The 17,734-nt window shown below is 71.5% G+C and carries 21 protein-coding genes; 10 read left to right on the top strand and 11 right to left on the bottom strand.

Annotated features, from left to right (window positions below; translation table 11 throughout):
- Positions 1-133: 133 nt before the first annotated feature.
- A complete protein-coding gene (gene sucB / locus ACLJQZ_RS11575) occupies positions 134-1,909 on the bottom strand; it encodes a 2-oxoglutarate dehydrogenase, E2 component, dihydrolipoamide succinyltransferase (RefSeq protein WP_410620026.1) in 1,776 nt (591 codons plus the stop codon).
- A gap of 56 nt (positions 1,910-1,965) precedes the next feature.
- Positions 1,966-3,339 carry a dihydrolipoyl dehydrogenase gene (lpdA, locus tag ACLJQZ_RS11580; protein WP_328443084.1) on the bottom strand — a complete coding sequence of 458 codons (1,374 nt, stop codon included), beginning with the start codon at positions 3,337-3,339 and terminating at the stop codon, positions 1,966-1,968.
- A gap of 181 nt (positions 3,340-3,520) precedes the next feature.
- Here lpdA and ACLJQZ_RS11585 point away from each other — a divergent pair, with 181 nt between their 5' ends.
- The gene (locus ACLJQZ_RS11585; RefSeq protein ID WP_410620027.1) at positions 3,521-3,865 is read left to right on the top strand and encodes an oxidoreductase; all 345 of its coding nucleotides are present in this window, start codon (positions 3,521-3,523) and stop codon (positions 3,863-3,865) included.
- Between the two features lie 71 nt (positions 3,866-3,936).
- Here the strand turns inward: ACLJQZ_RS11585 and ACLJQZ_RS11590 are convergent, their stop codons facing one another.
- The 3 genes from ACLJQZ_RS11590 to ACLJQZ_RS11600 are packed head-to-tail and all read right to left on the bottom strand — an operon-like array spanning position 3,937 to position 6,863.
- Positions 3,937-4,389 (bottom strand): GNAT family N-acetyltransferase, encoded by a 453-nt coding sequence (locus tag ACLJQZ_RS11590; RefSeq protein WP_410620028.1) that lies wholly within the window; start codon positions 4,387-4,389, stop codon positions 3,937-3,939.
- Positions 4,386-5,363, bottom strand: coding sequence for an SMI1/KNR4 family protein (locus ACLJQZ_RS11595; protein ID WP_410620029.1), 978 nt, complete (start codon positions 5,361-5,363; stop codon positions 4,386-4,388). Before ACLJQZ_RS11595 ends, ACLJQZ_RS11590 begins: the two co-directional genes overlap by 4 nt.
- A complete protein-coding gene (locus tag ACLJQZ_RS11600; protein ID WP_410620030.1) occupies positions 5,364-6,863 on the bottom strand; it encodes a leucyl aminopeptidase in 1,500 nt (499 codons plus the stop codon).
- A gap of 109 nt (positions 6,864-6,972) precedes the next feature.
- On the opposite strand from ACLJQZ_RS11600, the gene ACLJQZ_RS11605 reads away from it, so the two are divergent.
- A complete protein-coding gene (locus ACLJQZ_RS11605; RefSeq protein ID WP_410620031.1) occupies positions 6,973-7,821 on the top strand; it encodes a hypothetical protein in 849 nt (282 codons plus the stop codon).
- Entirely contained in the window at positions 7,814-8,488 is a 675-nt protein-coding gene (locus ACLJQZ_RS11610) for a DUF402 domain-containing protein (protein WP_410620032.1), read from the top strand. Before ACLJQZ_RS11605 ends, ACLJQZ_RS11610 begins: the two co-directional genes overlap by 8 nt.
- Here the strand turns inward: ACLJQZ_RS11610 and ACLJQZ_RS11615 are convergent.
- Positions 8,445-8,750: a hypothetical protein gene (locus ACLJQZ_RS11615; protein ID WP_410620033.1), complete on the bottom strand. Its 306-nt coding sequence runs from the start codon at positions 8,748-8,750 to the stop codon at positions 8,445-8,447. The genes ACLJQZ_RS11610 and ACLJQZ_RS11615 overlap by 44 nt on opposite strands.
- Before the next feature lie 120 nt (positions 8,751-8,870).
- On the opposite strand from ACLJQZ_RS11615, the gene ACLJQZ_RS11620 reads away from it, so the two are divergent.
- Positions 8,871-9,974 (top strand): branched-chain amino acid aminotransferase, encoded by a 1,104-nt coding sequence (locus tag ACLJQZ_RS11620; protein WP_410620034.1) that lies wholly within the window; start codon positions 8,871-8,873, stop codon positions 9,972-9,974.
- A gap of 70 nt (positions 9,975-10,044) precedes the next feature.
- Here ACLJQZ_RS11620 and cobT read toward each other — a convergent pair whose 3' ends face one another.
- A complete protein-coding gene (gene cobT, locus ACLJQZ_RS11625) occupies positions 10,045-11,121 on the bottom strand; it encodes a nicotinate-nucleotide--dimethylbenzimidazole phosphoribosyltransferase (RefSeq protein WP_247062686.1) in 1,077 nt (358 codons plus the stop codon).
- Positions 11,122-11,261: 140 nt separating this feature from the next.
- Between cobT and ACLJQZ_RS11630 the strand changes: the two genes are divergently transcribed.
- Positions 11,262-11,813 carry a dihydrofolate reductase family protein gene (locus ACLJQZ_RS11630; RefSeq protein WP_410620035.1) on the top strand — a complete coding sequence of 184 codons (552 nt, stop codon included), beginning with the start codon at positions 11,262-11,264 and terminating at the stop codon, positions 11,811-11,813.
- Positions 11,814-11,854: 41 nt separating this feature from the next.
- The gene (locus tag ACLJQZ_RS11635; RefSeq protein ID WP_410620418.1) at positions 11,855-12,520 is read left to right on the top strand and encodes a 2-C-methyl-D-erythritol 4-phosphate cytidylyltransferase; all 666 of its coding nucleotides are present in this window, start codon (positions 11,855-11,857) and stop codon (positions 12,518-12,520) included.
- On the opposite strand, the gene ACLJQZ_RS11640 is transcribed toward ACLJQZ_RS11635, so the two are convergent.
- On the bottom strand, positions 12,517-12,972 hold the full coding sequence (locus ACLJQZ_RS11640) for a hypothetical protein (RefSeq protein ID WP_410620036.1): 456 nt from the start codon (positions 12,970-12,972) through the stop codon (positions 12,517-12,519). The genes ACLJQZ_RS11635 and ACLJQZ_RS11640 overlap by 4 nt on opposite strands.
- A gap of 136 nt (positions 12,973-13,108) precedes the next feature.
- On the opposite strand from ACLJQZ_RS11640, the gene ACLJQZ_RS11645 reads away from it, so the two are divergent.
- The 3 genes from ACLJQZ_RS11645 to ACLJQZ_RS11655 are packed head-to-tail and all read left to right on the top strand — an operon-like array spanning position 13,109 to position 14,914.
- Entirely contained in the window at positions 13,109-13,858 is a 750-nt protein-coding gene (locus ACLJQZ_RS11645) for a GntR family transcriptional regulator (protein ID WP_410620037.1), read from the top strand.
- Entirely contained in the window at positions 13,855-14,694 is an 840-nt protein-coding gene (locus ACLJQZ_RS11650) for a phosphoribosylaminoimidazolesuccinocarboxamide synthase (protein WP_410620038.1), read from the top strand. Before ACLJQZ_RS11645 ends, ACLJQZ_RS11650 begins: the two co-directional genes overlap by 4 nt.
- Positions 14,687-14,914 carry a hypothetical protein gene (locus tag ACLJQZ_RS11655; RefSeq protein WP_247062693.1) on the top strand — a complete coding sequence of 76 codons (228 nt, stop codon included), beginning with the start codon at positions 14,687-14,689 and terminating at the stop codon, positions 14,912-14,914. Before ACLJQZ_RS11650 ends, ACLJQZ_RS11655 begins: the two co-directional genes overlap by 8 nt.
- A gap of 63 nt (positions 14,915-14,977) precedes the next feature.
- Here ACLJQZ_RS11655 and ACLJQZ_RS11660 read toward each other — a convergent pair whose 3' ends face one another.
- Together ACLJQZ_RS11660 and ACLJQZ_RS11665 are read right to left on the bottom strand one after the other, a co-directional pair.
- Entirely contained in the window at positions 14,978-15,967 is a 990-nt protein-coding gene (locus ACLJQZ_RS11660; RefSeq protein WP_400543373.1) for an aldo/keto reductase family protein, read from the bottom strand.
- A 303-nt stretch (positions 15,968-16,270) separates the two neighbouring features.
- The gene (locus ACLJQZ_RS11665) at positions 16,271-16,918 is read right to left on the bottom strand and encodes a DUF3043 domain-containing protein (protein WP_410620039.1); all 648 of its coding nucleotides are present in this window, start codon (positions 16,916-16,918) and stop codon (positions 16,271-16,273) included.
- A 145-nt stretch (positions 16,919-17,063) separates the two neighbouring features.
- Between ACLJQZ_RS11665 and ACLJQZ_RS11670 the strand changes: the two genes are divergently transcribed.
- The gene (locus ACLJQZ_RS11670; RefSeq protein ID WP_247062697.1) at positions 17,064-17,441 is read left to right on the top strand and encodes a HesB/IscA family protein; all 378 of its coding nucleotides are present in this window, start codon (positions 17,064-17,066) and stop codon (positions 17,439-17,441) included.
- A gap of 89 nt (positions 17,442-17,530) precedes the next feature.
- On the opposite strand, the gene ACLJQZ_RS11675 is transcribed toward ACLJQZ_RS11670, so the two are convergent.
- Positions 17,531-17,701, bottom strand: a complete 171-nt coding sequence (locus ACLJQZ_RS11675) for a hypothetical protein (protein ID WP_410620040.1) — start codon at positions 17,699-17,701, stop codon at positions 17,531-17,533.
- Positions 17,702-17,734: the final 33 nt, after the last annotated feature.

A 17,734-nucleotide genomic window follows, 5' to 3' on the forward strand; every position in this document is an offset into this window, starting at 1 on the left:
GCCGTGAAGGACTCCTTCCCGGCCTTTAGCGCCGGGAAGGAGTCCTTCACGGACATCGGGGCGCTCGAAACTCGCGTCCGGAAACGGCGAAGGCCGCCACGGGAATTCCGTGGCGGCCTTCGTCCTGCTCGAGTCAGAGACCGAGCTCGTCCTCGAAGTTGCCCTCTTCCAGACGCTGCTTGATCGTCATCAGGAAGCGGCCCGCGTCGGCCCCGTCCACCAGGCGGTGGTCGTAGGTCAGCGGGAGGTACGCCATCGAGCGGATGGCGATGGTGTCGTTGCCGTCGGCGTCCGTGGCGACGATCGGTCGCTTGACGACCGCGCCGGTGCCGAGGATGCCCGACTGCGGCTGCACGATGATCGGCGTGTCGAACAGGGCGCCGACGCTGCCGATGTTGGTGATGGAGAACGTGCCACCGGACAGCTCGTCGGGCTTGATCTGGTTGGCCCGCGCCCGGCCCGCCAGGTCGGCGATGCGGTGCGCGATACCGGCCAGGCTCAGCTCGCCCGCGTCGTGGATCACGACCGAGAGCAGGCCGCGCTCGGTGTCCACCGCGATGCCCAGGTGCACGGCGCCGTGGTAGGTGATCTCCTTCGTGTCCTCGTTGTAGGACGCGTTGACGTTCGCGTGCTGCTTCAGCGCCTCGACGGTCGCCTTCGCGAAGAACGGCAGGAACGTCAGGTTGACGCCCTCGCGCTCCTTGAAGGCGCCCTTCGCCCGCTGGCGCAGCTTGGCGATCTTGGTCACGTCCACTTCCTGGACCTGCGTGAGCTGCGCGGCGATCTGCAGCGACTCGCGGGTCTTGGTGGCCGTGATCTGCCGGATCCGGCTGGCCTTCTGCACGGTGCCGCGCAGCGCCTGGACCTCCGGGGAGACCGCGGTGGACGTCGGACGCGGAGCGGCCGGGGCCGACGCCGCGGGAGCCTGCGCCGCCGGAGCGGCGGCGGCCGGGGCCGGGGCGGCCGCGGCCTTCTGCTTCTCCTCGGCCGCGGCCAGGACGTCCTGCTTGCGGATCCGGCCGCCGACACCGCTGCCGGTCAGGCTCGACAGGTCGATGCCGTGCTCCGACGCCAGCTTGCGCACCAGCGGCGTGACGTACGGGCCGTCCACCGAGCTTTCCTTCGCCGCGGCGGGAGCGGGCTCGGCCTTCGGCTCGGGCTTCGGTTCCGGCTTGGGCTCGGGCTTGCGCTCCTGGACCGGCTCGGGCTTGGGCTCCGGCTTCGGTTCGGGCTTGGACTCCTGGACCGGCTCCGGCTTCGACTCCGCCTTCGGCGCGGCACCCGCGGCGCCGATCACGGCCAGGACGCCGCCGACCTCGACGGTCTCGTCCTCGCCCGCGCGGATCTCCAGCACCGTGCCGGCGACCGGCGACGGCACCTCGGTGTCGACCTTGTCGGTGGAGATCTCGAGCAGCGGCTCGTCGACCTCGACCGAGTCGCCGACCTGCTTCAGCCAGCGCGTGACGGTGCCCTCGGTGACGCTCTCGCCCAGCTCGGGCAGCTTCACCTCGGTGCCTTCGCCGTCGGCGGCCGGCGCGGTGTCCGGCTTGCTCGGCGCGCTGTCCTGTGCGCTTTCCTGGGCCTGCGGCTCAGGGGCGGACTCGGGCTCGGGTTCCGGCTCGGACTTCTGCTCTTCCTGCGCGGGGGCGGAAGACTCGGGCGCGCCGCCGGACCCGTCGTCGATGACGGCGAGCTCGCCGCCGACCTCGACGGTCTCGTCCTCCTGGGCACTGATCTTCACGACCGTGCCCGCCACCGGGGAGGGCACCTCGGTGTCGACCTTGTCGGTCGAGATCTCGAGCAACGGCTCGTCGACCTCGACGGTGTCACCTTCCTGCTTGAGCCACCGGGTGACGGTGCCTTCGGTGACGCTCTCCCCGAGCTCCGGCAATGTGACGGAGTAGGCCATCGTTCGCTGACTCCTCTTTCAAGATTCTGCGTGGTCTGGATTCTGCTGGTGAGACGTCAGCTGTGCACGTGCAGCGGCTTGCCGGCCAAGGCAAGGAACGCTTCACCGAGGGCCTCGGTCTGGGTGGGGTGGGCGTGGATGAGCGGGGCGACGTCCTCGGGGAAAGCCTCCCAGCTGTAGATCAGCTGCGCTTCGCCGATGAGCTCGCCGACGCGGTCACCCACCATGTGTACACCCACGACCGGGCCGTCCGGCGCCTTGACCAGCTTGACCCCGCCGGAGGTCTTGAGGATCTGGCTCTTGCCGTTGCCGCCGAGGTCGTAGGTGAACGTGGTGACGTCCGAACCGTACTTCTCCTTGGCCTGCGACTCGGTCAGCCCGACCGAAGCGACCTCCGGGTGCGAGTAGGTGACCCGCGGGATGCCGCTCTCGTCGATCTCGCGCGGGGCGAGCCCGGCGATCTCCTCGGCGACGAAGATGCCCTGCTGGAAGCCGCGGTGCGCGAGCTGCAGGCCGGGGACGATGTCGCCGACGGCGTAGACGTTCGGCAGGTTGGTGCGCAGCCGGTCGTCGGTGAGGACGAAGCCGCGCTCGATCTTGACGCCGGCCTCCTCGTAACCGTGGCCGGCCGAGTTCGGGCCGCGGCCGACGGCGACCAGGAGCAGGTCGGCCTCGAGGGTCTCGCCGGACTCCAGCGAGACGCTCACGCCGTTGTCGTCCTGCTTCGCGCCGGTGAACCGCACGCCGGTCTTGAAGGCGATCTTGCGGCGGCGGAAGGCCCGCTCGAGCTGCTTGGAGGCGAACTCGTCCTCGTTCGGGACCAGCCGGGGCAGCGCCTCGACGATGGTGACGTCCACGCCGAAGGAGGCCCAGACGCTGGCGAACTCGACACCGATCACGCCGCCGCCCAGGACGACGACCTTCTTGGGGACGTAGTCCAGGGCGAGGGCCTGCTCGCTGGCGATGACGCGGCCGCCCAGCTCGAGCCCGGGCAGCGTGCGCGAGTAGGAACCGGTGGCGAGGATGACGTTCTTGCCGGTGTAGCGGGTGCCGTCCACCTCGACGGTCGTGCCGCCGACGAACGTGCCGCTGCCCTCGACGAGGTTCACCTTGTGCGCCTTGGCCAGGCCCTGCAGGCCCTTGTACAGGCGGGAGACGATCCCGTCCTTGTACTTGTTGACCCCGGCGATGTCGATGCCCTCGAAGACGGCCTTGACGCCGACGGACTCGGCTTCGCGGGTTTCGTCGGCGACCTCGGCGGCGTGCAGCAGTGCCTTGGTCGGGATGCAGCCCCGGTGGAGGCAGGTCCCGCCGAGCTTGTCCTTCTCGATCAACGTGACGGAAAGGCCCAGCTCGGCCGCGCGGAACGCCGCGGCATAGCCGCCCGATCCGCCTCCCAGGATCACGAGGTCGGCGGAGGTGTCGGTCACTTCAATAGCTCCTCGGCAAGCAGTGGGGTGGTGCTCTGTTGTCGCCCCTGCCCGGTATAACCGCGCGCGCGACACCGCCATCTTGTCACTACGCCGGACGGGGCTGCGACCTAGCCGGGTGTGCGACGCCGACCACACGCGCGCTCCGGGATAATGAGCAGTCAAAGTACCCGGAGGAGAGGTGGTCGCGGTGGGGCTCTTCGACTCGCTGCGCAGACGCGGCAAGGGCGGGCAGAAGGCCGGCACGCTGCGGAAAGCCAACACCGAGGACACCAAGCACCTCGAAGAGTGGGCGGCCTCACGGCGCGGGGTGGAGGCGTTCGTCGAGCCGAAGACGAACGTCACCGAGACCACAGTGGTGTTGGTCGCCCACGACGGCGAGTGGACCCGGCGCCGGATCAGCGGCCTCGACGCCGCGCAGAACTTCGGCCAGCGCCGCTCGATCCCGGTCTACGAGGTCGCGCGGATCGGCTACCCCAAGCGGATGCGCGAGTACACCGAACGCAAGAAGCGCGGCCAGGTCTAGCCACGCTCGCCGTCGTGAGTGGTAATGCGGGTTAGAACCCTCATTGCCACTCACGACCGGCCGCGGCGGACCTACAGCTCGATGCGGCCGACGACCTCGCCGTTGAAGGTCTGGCCGGTGCGGCGGAAGCCCAGCCGCAGGTAGAAGTTCTCCGGGCCGCCTTCGGCCGGGAGCCACAGCACCGTCGCGGCCTTCTCGCCGCGCCTGCGGGCTTCGTCGAGGACGGCTTCGACGGCGAACCGGCCGTAGCCGCGCCCCTGGACCCCGGCCCCGACGTTGAGCCGCCAGATGCCGCAGCGGAAGAAGTCCAGCTCCGCGTCCGGGTCGAACGCGCCCATCACGAAGGCGGCCGGCTCGCCGTCGGCGCGGATCAGCCGCGGCCAGGCGACCTCCGGCCGCGTGTAGGCCTCGGCCAGCGAGACGGCGACCGGCGCGACGAAGTTCTTCTGGTGCTCTTCGACCGCCAGCTGGCACGTGGCCGCGACGTTGTCGGGAGTGATCTTCTCCACGGTGAGGGTGGTCACCGCGCCGACGCTAACAGGGTGGCGTGCCGTTCGAGCACCGCGCGGAACGACGGGTGCACGGTCGTCCCGAGCACCGGGTCGACCTCCACCACGTGTGACGCCGACAGCAGCAGGACGGCCGGGTCGGCCAGCAGCACCACGCCGTTCTCGGCGCGCAGGTCCGCCGTGCCGAGCAGCCGCGGGAAGACGACGTCGGCGGGCAGGCCGTCGCAGGTGCGCAGGAACGCGCGGTGGTCTTCGGGCAGCTCCACGCCGAGCCGCTGCTCCGCCGACCGGATCGCCGCGGCCGACGCCGGCGGTGGCGCGGAGGCAGCAGCGGAGGCACTGCCGCGCAGGCGCAGGATCGCCGCGATCAGCTGCGGCCAGGTGCCGAGGTCGGGCGGGTACCGCTCGTTCAGCGCCGCGAACAGCGCGCCCGCGCACGCCTCGGCCCAGTCGCCCAGGCCGAGCGGGTCCACGCCGGCCACCAGGGCCGGGGCCAGCGCGCGGGTCGCGGCCAGCGTCGCGACGTCGGGACGCGGCCCGGTCAGCTCGGCCCAGCGGGCGAGGTCACCGTCGGCCAGCGCGGTCCGGGCCTTGTCCGGCCGCGACGGCGCGACGTGCTTGACGACTTCGGCGATCACCCCGGGCGGGAGGACGCCGTCGAGATCGGAGACCGGGCGGCGCAGGACCGCGGTGTGCGCGCGCTCTTCGGCGTCGGGATCGAGCGGCGGCAGGCCTTCGGCCCACGACGGACGGCCGCCGCGGGCCTCGAAGAGCATTTCCCAGGCGCGGGCCCGGATCGGGTCGCTCGCGAGCGCGCTCACCGGCCGTTCGGTGAGCGCCTGCCACTGGGTGACCAGCCGGTCGGCCTCGCCGAGGGCGCCGGCGGTGGCCAGCAGCAGGGCCGCGTACCCGACCTGGTTGTCCACACCCGGCGAAGCGGCGGTCAGGACGTCCCTGACCGCCGCTTCGAGGTACTCGCCCGGATCCACTCAGCCGTTGGCGGCGATGTCCGCCAGCACCGCGGCGATGGAGCGGACCGGGACCCCGGTGCCGCCCTTGCCGGTGTAGCCCCACGGCGCCGCCGTGTTGAACGACGGGCCGGCGATGTCGATGTGCACCCAGTCGAGGCCGTCGGCGACGAACTCGCGCAGGAAGATGCCCGCCGCGAGCATGCCGCCCCAGCGGTGCCCGGTGACGTTGGCCAGGTCGGCCAGCCGCGAGTCGAGGTCGGCGCGCAGCTCCTCGGGCAGCGGCATCGCCCAGCCGTTCTCGCCGGTGGCCTGCATGATCGCGGCGACGCGGTCGCGGAAGTCGTCCGAGCCCATCACGCCGGCGGTGCGGTTGCCGAGCGCGACGACCTGGGCGCCGGTCAGCGTCGAGGTCTCGATCAGGTAGTCCGGGTTCTCCTCGGCGGCGCGCACCATGGCGTCGACCAGCACGAGCCGGCCCTCGGCGTCGGTGTTGAGCACCTCGACGGTCTTGCCGCCGTACATGGTGAGGACGTCACCCGGGCGGTACGACGTCCCGGACGGCAGGTTCTCCGCCAGCGGGATGTGCGCCACGACTTCCAGCGGGTACTTGAGCTTGGCGGCCAGGACGACCGACGCGAGCACGCCGGCGGCGCCGGACATGTCCGAGGTCATGTGGTCCATGTTGGCGGCGGGCTTGAGCGAGATGCCGCCCGAGTCGAACGTGATGCCCTTGCCGACCAGCGCGACCTTCTTCGCGGCCTTGGCCGGCTTGTAGGCGATCCGGACGAGGCGCGGCTGGCGCGCGGAGCCGCCGCCGACGCCGAGGATGCCGCCGAAGCCCTTGCGCTTGAGGGCCTTCTCGTCGAGCACCTCGAACTCGAGGCCGTTGTCCTCGGCGAGCTTCTTGGCGCGCTCGGCGAAGGACGCCGGGTACAGGTCGTTCGGCGGGGTGTTGATCAGGTCGCGGGCGGTCAGCACGGCTTCGGCGATGCCGGCGGACGCCTTCAGCGTCGCTTTGTGGTCGCGGGCCGTCCCCTCAGCGGGGCTCGCGAAGTCGAGCTTCGCGACCGGCGCGTCGCCCTTCTCGGAGCGGTAGGCGGTGAAGACGTACGAGCCGAGGATCGTGCCCTCGACGGCGGCCTGCAGGTCGAGCGCCGACAGCGTGACGAACGCGCGGTCGGTGCCGGCGAGCGCGCGGCCGGCGGCACCGGCGGCGCGGCGGACCTGCTCGGGGGTGACGCCGGCGCCCGCCTTGCCGAGGCCGACGGCCAGGACGACACCGGCGGACAGCTTGCCCAGCGTCGGCACCTTGACGACCTCTTCGGCCTTGCCGCTCGCGCCGAGCGTGGCGAGCAGGCCGGCGAGCCGGCCGTCGAAGGCGGCGTCCACGGCCTCAGCGCCCGCGGCGAGCACGGGCCCGTCCTCGCCGGCCACGGTGCCGATGACGACCACGTCGGCGCGCGTCTTGGCCAGTGCCTCCCCGGTGTTGTCGGACAGGGCGAGCTTGGGCACGGTCACTTCTGGCTCCTCGCGCGTTCACGTGGCACCGGGCACCGGCCCGGTCGGGATCGTGAGCCATGCTAATGACAAGCGGTGCACGGGTGAACAGAGGGAGAGGGAGGGCGGCGTGCGGCTGGGCGGTGGGCTGCTGGTCGCGCTGGCGGCCGGGGCGGCGGGCGCGGGCTGGTGGCTGCTGGCCGGGCTGGTGCTCGCGGCGGTGGCCGCGGGCGGGACGGCGCGGGTGCCGGAACCGGGTGATGCCCTGGTGGACCGGGTCGTCGTGGCCGTCGCGCGGCTGGCCGAGATCACCGTCTACGCGATCGCGTTCGGCGCGTACGTCTTCCCTGTGCACCGGGAACTCGCCGCGGCGGTGTTCATCGTGGTGGTCGCCGGGACGGGGTTCGCCGGGCTCGAGATCCCTACGTTCGTCGCACGGGCCGCGGGCGGGGTACTCCTGGTGGCCGGTCTGGTCCTGGTGGCGCTCTGCGTGGCGGTGCCGCCGGTGTCGACCGTCGGCGGTGGCCTGCAGCCGCCCGACTTCGCCGGGGTGCTCGTCGCGGCCGTGCTCACGCTGCCGTTCCTGCGGCCGGCGGGCCGGGAAAACGCCGGGCTCCGGGTGCTGCTGCTCGCCGCGGTCGCGGTGCTGGCCGCCTTCGCCGCGCTGTACCAGCTCGGCGCGGTCCGGCTCGGGCTGTCGCTGACGTCGTTGCGCGATCTGCTGTCCGCCGCCGACGCGGACTCGCTGCAGCCGCTGCTCACCGCGTTCGCCGTGGTCGCGACCGTGGTGCCGGCGCTCGCCGCGGGCGCGGAAGTCCGGGCGCGGGCCGGTGTGCCCGGCCTCGCGGGCCTGGCCGTCGCCGCGGTGGCCGCGTACTTCCTGCCCGTGCTCCCGGTGCTCGTCGCCGCCGGGCTGGCGACCGTGATCGAACTGCTACTGGGCGTGCGCGCCCGCCGGTACAGTGGGTCGCGTGAGTGATCGACGCTGGCGGTCCGGGCAGACCGTGCTCGAACGGTTCCACCGGCCGGACGGCTCGATCGGCCAGGTCCACCCGCTGCGCGTCCTCGAAGACGACGGCCGCGTCCTGCTCGGCTGGATCCCCGCGGGCACGCCGATCGTCGGCAGCCGGCTCGCGGACGGCCGGCACATGGCGGACGCGCCCCTGGAGCAGCGGTTCCGCATCCCGCGCGTCGCCGTCCCGGACTTCTGGCACCGCACGTCCACGCTGCGCCGGATCGCCGACGACGAATGGTCGTCGGTGTGGTGGTTCTTCGACGCCGCGGGCCGGTTCACGAACTGGTACGTCAACCTCGAGGTGCCGCTCGGTCGCGGCCCGGGCGTGGTGGACCGGGTCGACGGCGTGCTCGACGTCGTCGTCGACCGGGACGGCACCTGGCGCTGGGACGACGAGGACGAGGCCGAGGTGGCGATCGACGCCGGGCGGCTGACCCCGGAGCAGCTCGACCGGCTGCGCGCCGAAGGCGAGCGGATCGGCGCGCTGGCCGAGCGCGGCGCCTACCCGTTCGACGGGACGGACACCGACTTCCGCCCGGACCCGGACTGGCCGGTGCCGGAGCTGCCCGCCGGGCTGCTGGCGGAGCTCAGCCCGCCGTCAGGATCAGGACCAGCGCCAGCACGGCGTTGACGACCGCGAGGATCACGACGGACTTCGTCGGGATCACCTTCGGGAACACCGTCTTGTCGTGGATGCTGCGCCACCACACGACGCCGAAGACCCCGGCGACCAGGCCGAGGAAGCCGCCGAAGCCGCTGCTGAGCACGGCCCAGCCGACCATGCCGAGCAGGCCGACGCCGAAAGTCAGCAGCACCGCGGTGACGAACGTCTTGACGCCGGCTCCGGCGCCCGGGGCGGACCGGGGGACCGGCTCAGTCGAGTGAAGGGTCACGGCGTCATCCTAGTGTGGTCGCGACCGGGGTGCGGGACGCCCGGCCGGGTCGGGAAACGCCGTCGGAAAACACGTGGACATCCGACTAACGCGCTTCCGACCAACAGGTATTCTCTGGCCATGACCCTCACGACGCAGTTCACCTCTGTCCCGCACTCGAGCCCTGCGAGCCAGGAACGCGTCGCGGAGGTACTCACCGCCCCCGGTTTCGGGCTGTACTTCACCGATCACATGGTGACGGTCAAGTGGTCCAAGAGTGAAGGCTGGCACGACGCCCAGGTCGGCCCCTACGCCCCGTTCACCCTCGACCCGGCGACGTCGGTGCTGCACTACGGCCAGGCCATCTTCGAGGGTCTCAAGGCCTACCGCCAGCCGAGTGGCGCGATCGCGTCGTTCCGCCCGGACGCCAACGCCGTGCGCTTCCGGCAGTCGGCCGAGCGGCTCGCCATGCCGCAGCTGCCCGAGGAGCTGTTCCTCGAGTCGCTGCGCGAGCTGATCGCCGTCGACGACCGGTGGGTTCCCACCCGTCAGGGTGACGCGCTCTACCTGCGGCCGTTCATGATCTCGACGTCCACCGGCCTCGGCGTCAACAGCCCGGCCGCCGACTACATCTACACCGTCATCGCGTCCCCGGCCGGGTCGTACTTCTCCGGCGGCATCAAGCCGGTGAGCGTCTGGCTGTCGACCGAATACGTGCGCGCGGCGCCCGGCGGCACCGGCGCGGCCAAGTGCGCCGGCAACTACGCGGCGTCGTTCGTGGCGCAGGCGCAGGCCGTCGAAAAGGGCTGTGACCAGGTCGTCTGGCTCGACGCGGTGGAGCGGCGCTGGGTCGAGGAGATGGGCGGGATGAACCTGTTCTTCGTCTTCGGCTCCGGCGAGAACGCCCGGCTCGTCACCCCCGAGCTGACCGGCTCGCTGCTGCCCGGCGTCACCCGCAAGTCGCTGCTGCAGCTCGCGGAGCGCCTCGGCCACAAGGTCGAGGAGCGCCGGATCTCCACTGACGAGTGGGAGAAGGCGGCGGCCTCGGGGGAGCTGACGGAGACGTTCGCCTGCGGCACGGCGGCGGTGATCACGCCGGTCGGGCACGTCAAGCACGGAGGTGGCGAGTTCACGATCGGCGACGGCCAGCCGGGCACTCTCACGATGAAGCTGCGCGAAGAGCTGACCGGCATCCAGGAGGGCACCCGCCCGGACCCGGACAACTGGATGGTCCCGCTCGGCTGAACTTTAAAGCCGTGAAGGCCTCCTTACCGGCCATAAGCGCCGGTAAGGAGGCCTTCACGGCTTTTCGGGGTCAGGTGGCGACGGCGGGGATGAGCGGGCCGGAGACGCCGGCCTGCTCGTGCGTGGCCGTCTCGGCCAGGACGCGCGCGGCCATCGACAGCAGCGGCAACGCCGTCACCGCGCCGGTGCCTTCGCCGAGCCGGACGTCCAGCTCCAGCAGCGGGCCCAGGTCCAGGTGCTCCAGCGCGAGGCCGTGCGCCGGCTCGGCCGTCCGCTGCCCGGCGACCCACCAGCGGCGGGCGCCCGGGGCGAGGTCCTCGGCGACCAGGGCCGCGGCGCAGGCGACGAGGCCGTCGAGCACCACCGGCGTCCGCCGGACGGCGGCCTGGGCCAGGAACCCGGCCATCGCGGCGATGTCGGCGCCCGCGGTGGTGCGCAGCAGGGCGATCGGGTCGGCCAGCACGACGCGGGCCCGGCGCAGCGCGTCGCGCACCGCGGTGGCCTTGCGCATCCAGGCGTCGTCGTCGATGCCGGAGCCGCGCCCGACCACGGCCACCGGCTCGGTGCCGGTCAGCGCCGCGACGAGCACGGACGCGGGCGTGCTGTTGCCGATCCCGAGGTCGCCGGGGATGAGCAGGTCCGCACCGCCGTCGACCTCGGCGTCGGCGATCGTGATCCCGGCGCGCACCGCGGCCTTGACTTCGGCGGCGCTCAGGGCGTCCTCGACGTCGATCGAGCCGGAGCCGCGGCGGACCTTGAACTCGCCGATCGAGCGGGTCGCGGGGGCCTCGGCGTCCACGGCCATGTCGACCACGCGGACGCTCGCGCCCGCGGCGGCGGCCAGCACGTTGATCACGGCGCCGCCGGTCAGCATCGTGCCCAGCAGCTGCGAGGTGACCTCGGCGGGATAGGCCGAGACGCCCTTGGCGGCGATCCCGTGGTCCCCGGCGAAGACGACGACCCGGGGCCGGGTGAACGGCCGCGGCGGCGACTGGCCCTGGCAGGCCGCGATCCAGACACCCAGCTCCTCGAGCCTGCCGAGCGACCCGGCGGGCTTGACCAGCTTGTCGTGCAGGGCGATCGCCGCGGACCGGGCGTGCTCGTCGGGCGGGGTGATCTCGGGGAACTCGATGTCTTCCGGCTCCACACCAGGCCCTTTCTCAGTGCACGGTAACGCCGTCGCCCAACCTACCGGGCCCGCGAAAGAAGTCCGTGGGCCGTGTCGATCCGGGGCCGCGCCGTTCGACGCATGGTCGTAAGCGGGAGCACGGACACAGGGAGCGCACCATGGGCCGGATCGTCAACTCCACGTACATGACCCTCGACGGCGACATCACCAACATGCAGGCCTGGCACTGGCCGTTCCTCGGCGACGATGCCATGAAGGCCGCGCAGGCGCAGCTGGCCGCGAGCGACGCGCTGATCATGGGGCGCAAGACGTACGACGGGTTCTCGGTCGCGTGGCAGCAGGGGGGCGAGGCGGATCCCTTCGCCGAGCGGATGAACAGCATCGACAAGTACGTCGTGTCCACCACGCTGAAGGACCCGGAGTGGACCGGCTCGAAGGTGCTCTCGGAGAACGTCGTCGACGAGATCCGGGCGCTCAAGGAGCGCACCGCGGGCGACATCCTGCAGTACGGCTTCGGCGACGTCACCCGGCTGCTGCTCGACAACGGCCTGCTCGACGAGCTGCGCGTCTGGCTGCACCCGGTGCTCTCCGGCAACGCCACCCCGGACCAGCTGCTCTACCGCGAGACCGGCCAGAAGGCGTTCACGCTGAACGGCACCGAGGTGCACGACACCGGCATGATCATCCTGAGCTACACGCCCGCCCAGTAGTCTCGCCGCTCGTGGAGACGGTGGAGAAGACGGCGGCCGCGATGGTGCTGGCCAGCGGCGCGGGCACCCGCGTCGGCGCGCGGCTGAACAAGGTCTACCTGCCGCTGGCCGGGCGGCGGGTGGTCGCCTGGTCCCTCGACGCCTTCGCCAGGGTGCCCGATGTCGGCGTGCTGGTGCTGGTGATCCGGCCGCAGGACGCGGAGCTCGCGAACGAGGTGCTCGCCGGCTTCGACGGCGACGTCGAGATCGTGCACGGCGGGCCCACGCGGCAGGCGTCCGAGCTGAACGCGCTGCGCCACCTCGCCCCGCGCATAACAGGCGGCCGGGTCGACGCCGTGCTGCTGCACGACGCGGCCCGGCCGCTGGTCCACTCCGACCTGGTCGGCGCGGTACTGGCCCGGACACGCGAGGACGGGGGGGCTGTGCCGGGCCTGGCCGCGGACGACGTCGTCGAAGTGGATGCCGGGCACCTGGTCGCCCAGGTGCCCGGCGCGATCCGCGTCCAGACGCCTCAGGGCTTCCGGGCCGGACCGCTGCTCGAGGCCTACGAACAGGCGGAGCGTGAGGGCTTCTCGGGAACGGACACTTCGTCCTGCATGGAGCGGTACTCCTCCCTGCCGATCCGGTGGGTCCCCGGCGCGCCCGAGAACCTGAAGATCACCTACCCCCACGACCTGGTGGTCGCGGAGCGGCTGCTCGCCCGCTAAGCGCAGGCGGGTGGTCCGCCGTCGTCCCCTTTCTCCTCCTCGAAGCGGGTCCAGGTCGGGCGGATCGTCACGTCCGCGCGGAGCTCCATCGGGATGTGACAGCCCGGCTGCGGGCGCAGCGCTTGCAGTGGGGCGCCGGGGGTGCCCGGCTCCGCCAAGGTCAGCGCCGCCCGCAGCGTCCAGACCGGGGTGGCGTGGTATTGCCACGTCACCACCCGCGGGCTGAACACGTCGGTGCCCGGGAACGTCGGCACCCGGTAGGCGCTCGCCCGGTGCTCGTCCCGCAGCACGACCACGTCCGCGCAGGTCTGCCACTGGAAGACCGCCGCGTAGATCTCCGGCGCCTCCCGGCCGCCGAACAGGTGCAGCACCCATTTGCGGCGCCGGAGTTCCTCGAGCAGTTCCTCGAGATCCGGGCCGCCTGATCCGGTGTGGGATGTGGGCGGGGACACACTTTCGAGGGTAACTTGCGTACTAGAGCGCAGTCCAGCGCGTGTACTAGTACACCTGGGTGGTTCTGAGCAGGGCTTTGAGGGAGACCCCCTGGCGTGCTAGAACACTTGTGCGTAGTCCTCGTGAGGAGCCGCCTTGCCCACCCTCGACCGTCCTGAGCCGCCGTACCTGCAGATCGCGGGCCGGATCCGTGACGACATCCTGTCCGGCCGGTTGCAGGAGGGCGACGCGGTGCCCTCCGCCCGCGAGATCGCGCGCACGTGGGCCGTCGCGATGGCGACGGCCACCAAGGTGCTGGCCACGCTCCGCTCGCAGGGTCTCGTGCGCCCGGTGCGCGGCGTCGGCACGGTCGTCGACCGCGGCGGCCTGCACCGCAGCGCGCTCGACCGCAGCGTCGCCTCGGCGCGGACCGGCAAGATCTACCCGCCGGGCCACTACGCCGTGATCCGGTCGGCCGGGCTCGAACCGGCGATCGAGCGGGCCGCGGCCGCTCTCGGCCTGGAGGCGGGCGCCCCGGCCATCCGGCGCCGGCGCACCACCTACGGGCCGGACTCGCGCCCGCTGTCGACGTCGACCTCGTGGTTCGACGGCGCGCTCTCGGCCAGGGCACCGGCGCTGCTGGTGCCGGAGCGGATCGTCGAAGGCACGTCGGCCCACGCGGCCGCGCGGCTCGGCACGAAGATCGCCGTCACGCAGGAACGGCACGCGGCGGGCCGGGCGGACGAGAACGAGGCGGCCGAGCTGGCGGTGCCGGCCGGGTCGCCGGTGCTGCTCGGCCGGAGCACCTTCCTCGCGGCCGACGGGACGGTCGTGGAATACGGTGAGTCCGCCGCGCTGCCCGAACACTGGGTTTTCCACGAGTACACGACTGAGGACGGCGAATGAAGCACATCCACGCGGGCAAGGTCCGTGACCTCTACGAGCTCGACGGCGACCTCCTGCTGGTCGCCACCGACCGCGTCTCGGTCTACGACGTCTCGCTCCCGACGCCGATCCCGGACAAGGGCAAGCTGCTCAACCAGCTGTCGGCGTGGTGGTTCGACCGGATGTCCGACGTCGTCCCGAACCACGTCGTCTCCGCGACCGACGTCCCGGACGAGTTCGCCGGCCGCGCGATGCGCTGCAAGCCGCTGAAGATGGTCCAGGTCGAGTGCATCGCCCGCGGCTACCTCGCGGGCCTCGGCCTGCGGGAGTACCAGCGCGACGGCAAGATCTCGGGCGTCTCGCTGCCGCCGGGCCTGGTCGAGGGCGACAAGCTGCCGGAGCCGATCTTCACGCCGACGACGAAGATCTCCGACACCGGGCACGACGAGTTCATGACCTTCGACGAGGTGCTGAACGAGATCGGCGAAGACACCGCGAAGCGGCTTCGCGAGCTGACGCTGGAGATCTACGCGAAGGGCGCCGAGCACGCCGCCGCGCAAGGCGTCATCATCGCCGACACCAAGCTGGAGTTCGGGTTCGACGCCGAGGGCACGCTGACCCTGGGCGACGAGGTCCTGACGTCGGACTCGTCGCGCTTCTGGCCCGCCGACGAGTGGGAGCCGGGCCGGCCGCAGCACGCGTTCGACAAGCAGTTCGTGCGCGACTGGTCGCGGAGCACCGGCTGGGACCAGACCCCGCCCGGGCCGGAGATCCCGGCGGACATCGTCGAGCAGACGCGGCTGCGCTACACCGAGGTCTACGAGCGGATCACCGGGAAGACCTGGCCCCGTGGTTGAGCCGCGGGGCTACGACCCGTACCGGCTGATGGACGACGTCGAGAGCCTGCTGGCCGAGCGCGGTTTCACGCCGGAGCGGCTCCCGGGCCGCGGCGGCGACCGGCTGGCCGGGGCGAGCCGCTTGCTGCGCGGGTTCGGCGTCGAGCCCCGCGTCTCCCCGGAGGACGGCCTCGACCTGGACGGCCACGTGCCCTACCAGGCCCGGATCAACCAGGACTGAAAGCCGTGAAGGGCACCCTCATGGCTTTTATGCCCATGAGGGTGCCCTTCACGGCGTTGGGCGTCAGGGGCTCTTGGTGAGGCTCGCGTCGCGCTCCACGACGTCGCCGAGGACGTCGTCGATCGCGGTGAGCAGGTCGGCGTCGAGCTTCTTGCCGGCGGCCTGGACGTTGTCCACGACCTGCTCCGGACGCGAGGCGCCGATGATCGCCGACGCGACGTTCGGGTTCTGCAGCACCCACGCGACGGCCAGCTGCGCCATCGACAGGCCCGCCTGCTTGGCGAGGGGCTCCAGCTCGGCGACGCGCTTGAGGACCTCGTCGTCGAGGAAGCGGCGGACCATGTTGGCGCCGCCCTTCTCGTCGGTGGCGCGCGAGCCCTCGGGGAACGCCGCACCCGGCTTGTACTTGCCGGTCAGCACGCCCTGCGCGATCGGCGACCAGACGATCTGGCTGAGCCCTTCGCGCTCGGAGGCGGGGATGACCTGGTCCTCGATGACGCGCCAGAGCATGTTGTACTGCGGCTGGTTCGACACGAACGGGACCTTCAGCTCGCGGGCCAGCGCCGCGCCCCGGCTGATCTGCTCGCCGGTCCACTCCGAGACGCCGACGTAGAGCACCTTGCCCTGGCGGACCAGGTCGGCGAAGGCGAGCATGGTCTCTTCGAGCGGCACACTCCGGTCGAACCGGTGCGCCTGGTAGAGGTCGACGTAGTCGGTGCCGAGCCGCTGCAGCGACGCGTTCGCCGACTCCAGGATGTGCTTGCGGGACAGGCCCTTGTCGTTGGGGCCCTTGGGGCCCGTCGGCCAGAAGACCTTGGTGAAGATCTCCAGGCTCTCCCGCCGCTGCCCCTTCAGGCCGCGCCCGAGCACCGACTCCGCGGCGGTGTTCGCGTAGACGTCGGCGGTGTCGAAGGTGGTGATGCCGGCGTCGAGCGCGGCTTTGATGCAGGCGTGAGCCTGGTCTTCCTCGACCTGGGAACCGTGGGTGAGCCAGTTCCCGTACGAGATCTCACTGACGTTGAGGCCGCTGCGGCCGAGACGACGAAACTCCATGCCGCCCAGCCTAGGCGGTAATCGTTTGCTTTGCTAACGACCTGGAGCAACTCCAGCCCCGGCGACCGAACCGCAGCTAAGCCCGATCAAGTCACCCGCCAAGCACATCCGCCCGGTGGTGGCCAACACGGCGCCCGGAGCGGCCAACACAGCGCCCGGAGTGGCCAACACAGCGCCGAGGTCGGTCGCCGCCGACGTGTTGGCCGTTCCGGGCAGTGTGTCGGCCGCTCCGGTTGGCGTGTTGGCGGTTCCAGACAGCGAAGAGCCGGGTGAGACACGTCTCACCCGGCTCTTCCGGAAAGCTCAGTTGGGGATCGGGTCGCCCGGCTTCAGCCGCGGCTTCGGGACCCGCAGGCGCCGGATCTGGGAGGCCCGGACGAACGCGTACCAGCCGACGGACCGGCCGTTCACCGTCTCCTTGGGGAACTTCTCGCGCACCAGCTTGCCGATCTTGCGGCCGTTGACGAAGCCCTCGATGGCCATCACCAGCAGCAGCGCCGTGCACAGCAGGGTGATGTACGACTGGACCTGGGGCAACGGCACCAGCAGCGCGAGGAACACCAGGATCGCCAGCGGCATGAACAGGCCGAGCAGGTTGCGCCGGGAGTCGACCAGGTCGCGGACGTACGCCTTGACCGGCCCGCGGTCGCGCGGCAGCAGGTACTTGTCGTCGCCCGACATCATCCGCTCGCGGCGGACCTTCGCCTCCGAGCGGCGGTCCTCCTTACTCTGCGGGTTCGCCTTGCGAAGCTCCTTGTTGCGCTTCATCGCCTCCCGCATGGTGGTCGGCGGGGGTGCGACCGGGCCTCGGCGCTTCGCTTCCGCCTCCCGCCGCTTGGGCGTGGCCTTGCCCTTACCGGGCGTGAACGACTTGCCGCCGACGTCGACGGCCTCGGTCGTGGCCGGCTCGTCGGCGGCGGTGTCTGTGGTGCTTCGGCGCAGGAACCTCACGTCACCAGGGTATTGCAGGCGTCACGCCGCCGTTTCACCAGGTCGATCGATGTGCGACCATGGCAGGGAACAGATCGGACGCACCGGGTGTTGGACGTAGGGCACCAGGAGTATCCGCAGTGAGTTCGAACCTATGAGGAGTGCCATGACGACCGCTGAGCACGCCGGCGCGACGCAGGCCGAGACCGCCGAGGAGACCCACGGCGTCACGCTGACCGACACCGCGGCTGCCAAGGCGAAGGCCCTGCTCGACCAGGAGGGCCGCGATGACATGCACCTGCGCATCGCCGTCCAGCCCGGTGGCTGTGCGGGTCTGCGCTACCAGCTGTTCTTCGACGAGCGCACGCTCGACGGTGACCTGTTCCGCGACTTCGACGGCCTCAAGGTCGCCGTGGACCGGATGAGCGCCCCGTACGTCTCGGAAGCCGTCATCGACTTCGTGGACACGATCGAGAAGCAGGGCTTCACGATCGACAACCCGAACGCGACCGGCTCCTGCGCCTGCGGCGACTCGTTCCACTGAGCGTCGCGCGCCGGTTCTGAGCAAGACGCGAGAAGGCCCCGCCTCCGAACGGAGGACGGGGCCTTCTTCGTTGCTGCGGGGTTGCGGGCTCAGACGTAGGCGTCGAGCTCCGCGACCTGGGCGTGACACGCCTCGTCGACCTGCCACGGCGGCGCCTGGACACGCGGCAGCGGGACGTCGTCCGCACGCAGCGTCCTGGGGATATGGGCGCAGTCGGCGATCAGCTCGGACAGGGTCTCGGGTTCGGTGACGGCTTTCACGATTCGTAACGCTATTGATCGCGACTCGACTGG

The sequence above is a fragment of the Amycolatopsis sp. cmx-8-4 genome (genome assembly GCF_046548675.1).
In the GTDB taxonomy this organism is placed as follows: domain Bacteria; phylum Actinomycetota; class Actinomycetes; order Mycobacteriales; family Pseudonocardiaceae; genus Amycolatopsis.